General features: G+C 71.4%; 8 protein-coding genes and 1 tRNA gene. 8 read left to right on the top strand and 1 reads right to left on the bottom strand.

Annotation, left to right across the window (positions count from 1 at the left end):
• The first annotated feature begins 148 nt into the window (after positions 1-148).
• A tRNA-Ala gene (locus C6N75_RS26325) sits at positions 149-222 on the top strand.
• 83 nt (positions 223-305) lie between these two features.
• Here the strand turns inward: C6N75_RS26325 and C6N75_RS26320 are convergent.
• A complete protein-coding gene (locus tag C6N75_RS26320; RefSeq protein ID WP_105871375.1) occupies positions 306-1,655 on the bottom strand; it encodes a hypothetical protein in 1,350 nt (449 codons plus the stop codon).
• 264 nt (positions 1,656-1,919) lie between these two features.
• On the opposite strand from C6N75_RS26320, the gene C6N75_RS26315 reads away from it, so the two are divergent.
• The 7 genes from C6N75_RS26315 to C6N75_RS26280 all read left to right on the top strand — a co-directional run.
• Positions 1,920-2,312 carry a hypothetical protein gene (locus C6N75_RS26315; protein WP_146132683.1) on the top strand — a complete coding sequence of 131 codons (393 nt, stop codon included), beginning with the start codon at positions 1,920-1,922 and terminating at the stop codon, positions 2,310-2,312.
• Positions 2,309-2,569 carry a hypothetical protein gene (locus C6N75_RS26310; protein ID WP_105871372.1) on the top strand — a complete coding sequence of 87 codons (261 nt, stop codon included), beginning with the start codon at positions 2,309-2,311 and terminating at the stop codon, positions 2,567-2,569. The genes C6N75_RS26315 and C6N75_RS26310 overlap by 4 nt, the downstream gene beginning before the upstream one ends.
• Positions 2,570-2,797: 228 nt before the next feature.
• Positions 2,798-3,319 carry a glycine-rich domain-containing protein gene (locus C6N75_RS26305; protein WP_105871371.1) on the top strand — a complete coding sequence of 174 codons (522 nt, stop codon included), beginning with the start codon at positions 2,798-2,800 and terminating at the stop codon, positions 3,317-3,319.
• Between the two features lie 30 nt (positions 3,320-3,349).
• A complete protein-coding gene (locus C6N75_RS26300; RefSeq protein ID WP_105871370.1) occupies positions 3,350-3,586 on the top strand; it encodes a hypothetical protein in 237 nt (78 codons plus the stop codon).
• Between the two features lie 190 nt (positions 3,587-3,776).
• Positions 3,777-4,445 carry a hypothetical protein gene (locus tag C6N75_RS26290; protein WP_258177623.1) on the top strand — a complete coding sequence of 223 codons (669 nt, stop codon included), beginning with the start codon at positions 3,777-3,779 and terminating at the stop codon, positions 4,443-4,445.
• A gap of 306 nt (positions 4,446-4,751) precedes the next feature.
• Positions 4,752-5,087: a hypothetical protein gene (locus C6N75_RS30960; RefSeq protein ID WP_181160624.1), complete on the top strand. Its 336-nt coding sequence runs from the start codon at positions 4,752-4,754 to the stop codon at positions 5,085-5,087.
• Between the two features lie 12 nt (positions 5,088-5,099).
• On the top strand, positions 5,100-5,250 hold a 151-nt coding region (locus C6N75_RS26280; RefSeq protein WP_146132682.1), incomplete at its 3' end, for a transposase.

Below are 5,250 nucleotides of genomic sequence, written 5' to 3'. Positions count from 1 at the left end.
GCCCCGCACCGCCGGCCGCACCCCCCTCTTCGACCAGTACGCCGACGAGGACCGCCCCCGCGCCGCCAACGAGTGACCGTCCCTCCGGCCTGCACGGATCGGATTTCGTCGTACCCCGTTCGGGGTGCTAATGTTTCCCACGTCGCAAGGGCCTGTGGCGCAGTCTGGTAGCGCACCTCGTTCGCATCGAGGGGGTCTGGGGTTCAAATCCCCACAGGTCCACAGACGTCAAAGCCCCCACCGGGTTCTCCCGGTGGGGGCTTTGTGCTGGTCCCTCCGATCGAGAGGGACCAGGTGGTCGCGGACTAAGCGGTCGCCTTGCGCAGCGCGATGTCGGCCGCGCGCTCCCGCAGCTCCCGTGCGGCCGGTGTGCGAGGCGACCGCAGCCGCCGCGCCAGGACGTCGAAGTGCTCGTCCGCACGAGACGACGAGAGCCCTTCGTAGTCGTCCAGGAAGCGCCCCCAGGTCTCGCAGGCCGCGTCCATGTGCCCCATCTCCATCTGCCGCTGAGCGAGAAGGCCGGTCGCGTGCGCCCGGCCCTGCCGCTCGACCGGCGGACGTACGCGATTGCTGTCCTGCATCGCCCGGACGGAGGCGGGCACGTCTCCCAGCGCGTACGCGACGCTGGACACGTGGAAGTGGTACGCGGCCAGGTCGTAGCCGCCCAGGTGGTCACGGCGGTCGTCCGCGCGGGACAGGGCCGCTTCGGTTTCCCGCAGTCTCGCGAAGGCCTGTCGGCGGTCGCCGACCAGAGCCGCACCGTGCGCCTGCTGCCCGGCCAGGAAGGCGTGCAGCCGCGGGCCGCCGGCCGGCGCCGCTTCCGCAGCGCTGTCGGCCAGCTCCAGGGCCCGGCGGCCGTGCTTGAGGTTGGCCGCTTGAAGCGCCATCCCGCGCAGCGTCCGGCAGTACGTGACGTGGTCCTCGGCGGCGCCGGCCAACTCCAGAGCCTGGAGGTAGTAGCGCTGACCGAGCCCGTGGTCGCGCTCGTACATCGCCATCCAGCCGGTCAGGTACACCAGATCCGATGCGGCGGCGAGCATGCTCCGCCGTACGGAACCGCTCGCGCTCGCCCGAAGCCACGGGCCGACGGTGTTCACCAGGAACGCGGCAGCCATCGGTCGAGCATGGGCGCCGCCCAGCTCGTCCAGGATGCCGGCGATGCGCTCCGTCATGGTGCGCACCGTGGCCACTTCGCCGGGGCCGATGCGAGTGGTACGCCCGGTCGCCGCCGACTCCGTCTGCTCGGACAGGTCGCGGAACAAGGGGACGGGCAAGGCTGCCGAGTACAGCGAGGCGGCGAGCACCGTTCGTCGTGCAGGGTCCATGTCTGCCCTTCCGGTGGACACCAGTCCCTCGACAGTGTCCTCGGCGCCCGGCACTGCCGGGTCCGATCCGGCCACGGGCGGGGGCCATCCCGCCTCGGCGTACGTCACGGGCCGCCCCAGCCGGCGCGCCAGCGCCTCCAGCACCAGGGGCCGGACGGCCGCCCTCGGCACGGTGCCGCCCAGCCACTTGGAGACGTTGTGCTTGTCGCAGCCACCAGGTCGCCCCGCCTCTCTGGCCACGCGGTTCACCGCGCCGGCGAGCTGGGACTGGGTCCACCCGGTGGCTGCGAGTAAGGCGGCCAGCCCCGTGTTCGGGGTCCGCTCGGTCATGGTCTGCACTCCCGTCCCGGTCGCACTTTCCACTGTTTCTACCCGTCGTTCCTCTCCCACGGTACCGCTCTGCGTACCCGTCCGGTTGCGTAGTGCATGCACCAACGACCGGTGACAGACGGGAGATTGAACGTGAGGACGGCAGATCAGTCGGGTGCCCGCCGCGCGCCGCTTCCCCCGGGGACCCGGGTGCCGGTCCCCGCTTGGGTCTTGGCCCACCCCGGTGCCGCCCCGGTAGCGGTCACCACCGTGCCGGACCGCACCATGCTGCTCGCCGTCGAGGCCGCGCTCCGCCGCTGGGGCACCGATCGCAGCCCCGAGGAACAGGCTGCCGAACTGGAGCCGTCGCTGCTTTCCGACTGCTGGACCGGTGCGGCCGCCGACCGCGCCGGGGCCACCGGTACCGAGCGTTCGACGGCCGGCCTGTCGAACGTGCGACTGGAGGGCGCTGTGGCCGACATGGACGACGGGGCCGACTGCGGCGCCCTCACCGAATGCGAGCCGTACCTGCCGGGTGCGGCCGAGCGTGCGCGGCGGTGCACCTGCCACCGCTGCAAGCCACCACTGCCGCACGGGTCGCCGCTGCCTCCGCTGGACCGTCTGCGGCCCGCGCTGGCGGAGGTCAACCGGCGTAGTCGCGAGAGGCTCGGCCGATGACCACCCCGCCGCTGCGCCGCCGTCCCGTACCTCCGCCGACCGGGTGCCGCGTCCGGATGGGTGACGTGGTGTACGACCGGAACCGCGGCATGGTCGCCCTGGTGGTGGACATCCGTGGGACGTTCGCGCGCCTGGCTCGTCCCGGCGGCACGCTGTTGCCGGCCCTGGGCGAGCGGCTGCGCAACGCCACCGCCGCCGAGCGCCGCCAGCTCGCCGCCCTGGAACGCCATCACAGCAGGGCCGCCCGTGCCCGGTGAGCGCGACGGGACGGTGTGGCGCGCCTTGTCCATGGCTGTTGCCGTCGTCGCCGCCGCGCTGCTGACCCTCACCGTTCTCGGCCGGCTCGCACTCGCTCCGGCCACCTCGACTCCGTACCCGCCGGGACGCTACGGGCCCCGCCCGGAACCCTCTGCGAGTACGGCGCAAGGCCCGTCCCGGTGATCGGACACCGGGACGGGATGGAGAACCCCACAGAGGAGGAACACATGCCCAACGCCAGGGACTTGCTCACGACCGCAGGCTTCCGGGGTGTCGTCGCCACAGTGATCGACAACAACCCCGGTATGGACGAGGCTACGGCCAGCCGCATCACCGCGGAAGCCCTGAAGTTCGTGGCTGCCGGGGCAGCCTTCCCGACCACCCGTATCGCCCCGTCCAACGTGGTCGACGAAGGGTGGCACGCGCTCATCCTGCACACCCGGCTCTACCGCCGACTGTGCGACGGGCTCGGCCACTTCGTCCACCACGTCCCCGAGCGGCCCGAGCCCGGGCGGGACGATCCGCACGTCCTGACCCGTACGGTCGCGCTCATCGAGCAGGCCGGGTACATGGTCGACGTCGAGTTGTGGACGGAGCCGAGGCGCGCACTGGTGCCGGTCGGCACGCCGGGCATGCACACCCCCCGGCCCGGCGGCTGCGGGCCGATCAACCCCGGCAACTGCGCCACCCACGGCGGTGGCAGTGGTGGCGGGGACGAATCGGCCGGTTCGGGCGGCCGCAGCGAGTAGGCTCGGCGCACCGTGGAGAGGGGGCAGAGAATGGACGCGGCTGAGGCACGGATCGTGGACGCGGTCCTACGCCGGCATGGGATCGAAGGGGTGGTCGCCCCGGTGGACCCGGACCGCCCGGGCGGCGCCTGGAGCGTGTACGACCAGGCAGACCCCGCGGCCCGCCGTGAAGTGACCGGTGTCGCCCTCGCCGCCCTCGCGGCAGCCGTCCACCGACCGCCGAGCGGCCCGCAGCGCGGCTTCATCGTCCCGCCGCCGATGGCCTGACCCGCCACGACGCACGGCGCCGTCCTCGGAAGGGCTCCTGCCCGCCGTACCCGGGGGTGCGGCGGGCAGGAGGCGCGAAGAACGTTTCTGACGGTAATTCATCAAAGTCCTTAGGTAACCGTCCGGTACGCGGTACGTTCACGCTTCCTTCGCACCAACTTCATCTCTCGAGCGCCGTCCGGAGATCCGCGTGAACCAGCCGCCGAACTACCAGCAGCCCTACGGTCAGCCCCAGCAGCCCTACGGTCAGCCCCAGCAGCCCTACGGTCAGCCCCAGCAGCCCTACGGTCAGCCCCAGCAGCCCGGCTGGCCAGTCCCCCCGCCTCCGCAGCAGCCGAAGAAGGCGGGGAAGAGCAAGCTGGTCGGCTTCGGCTGCCTCGGTGCCATCGCCGCCCTCGTCGTCATCGGCGGGATCGGTGCCGCTGTCGGCGGATCGGGCGACACAGCCGCCAAGCCGCCCGCAGCCGGCGAAGTCCCGGCCAAGGTGAAGAAGGATGACTCGGAGAAGTCGGTCAAGCAGGAGGGGCAGCAGGGACAGCCTGCCAAGGCGGACGCCAAGCCTGCCGAGCAGCCGAAGAAGACCCAGGGTGCCGAGTTCCAGGAGTTCATCCGCACCAACGGGACCTCCGCGGAGAAGCAGGCCGCCGACCACGTGGTCCGCGTCCAGGGTGCCGACGAGCAGAACAACGTGCTCGACTCCGCGGAGATCCACACCGACTACACCGGCGGACTCCTCGGACCCCATGCGAAGGACGGCAAGCTCCTGGCCTCCATCTTCGCCGAGTGGAAGCAGTCGGAAAACGGCCTGGTCACCGTTTACGACGCCGGAGGCGAGATCCTCTCGAACGGCAACTTCTGACCCGCACTCCCGCGCTCACACGCCGACCATGGGGGGACCATGACCGACGACGCACTGCCACCACCACCCCCGAGCCCGCCAGCCCCGTCGCCGGAGAGCCCGCAGCCGTCGGTGGAGGGTCCACCGGCGGCTGGGCCCCGTAAGCCGGTGAGGCCGCTCATCGCCGGTGCGATCGGCCTCGTCATGGGAGCGGCGACCGTCGGCGGAGCTTGGCTCGTCACAGCCCAGCGGACGGAACGACCTGCTACCGCCAGCAGCCGGGCTCTCACGAAGCCTGCCGCCGCCACCAAGCCCACAAGCTTCACCATGACCGGCGAGTTCGTGCTGCGTGACGAAGTCGCCGGCGACGCTGTCGGAGGATGCGAAGGCCGTGCGAACAGTGGCTACGACGACATCGCCGCCGGCACCAGCGTCACCGTTTACGGCGCCAACGGAGACGTGATTGCCACCGGGTTCCTGGGGCTGGGCGAAAAGGACGACGTCCTTGGCCACTGCACGTTCGCGATCTCGGTCGACGACGTGCCGACGGGTGAGAAGTTCTACAAGGTGGAGGTGTCTCACCGCGGCACCGTGCAGCTCTCGGCCGAGCAGGCGGAGGCGGGCCTGCTAGGGTCTGTTGCGAAAGTGGATCTTGTTCGGTGATGATCACGTCCTGTGGGACGTGGGGATCTGACGAACGGCCAGTGGGCTGGGCTTGAGCCTCTGCTGCCGACGGGCATCAAGCCGGGCCGGCCGCAGGTGTGGACGCGGCGGCAGCTGATAGACGGCATACGGTGGCGGACCCGGACCGGTGCTCCGTGGCGGG

The organism is Streptomyces solincola (genome assembly GCF_002982015.1).
In the GTDB taxonomy this organism is placed as follows: domain Bacteria; phylum Actinomycetota; class Actinomycetes; order Streptomycetales; family Streptomycetaceae; genus Streptomyces; species Streptomyces solincola.
Note: the sequence above shows the minus strand (reverse complement) of the source record. Positions and strands in the feature narration are given on the sequence as shown.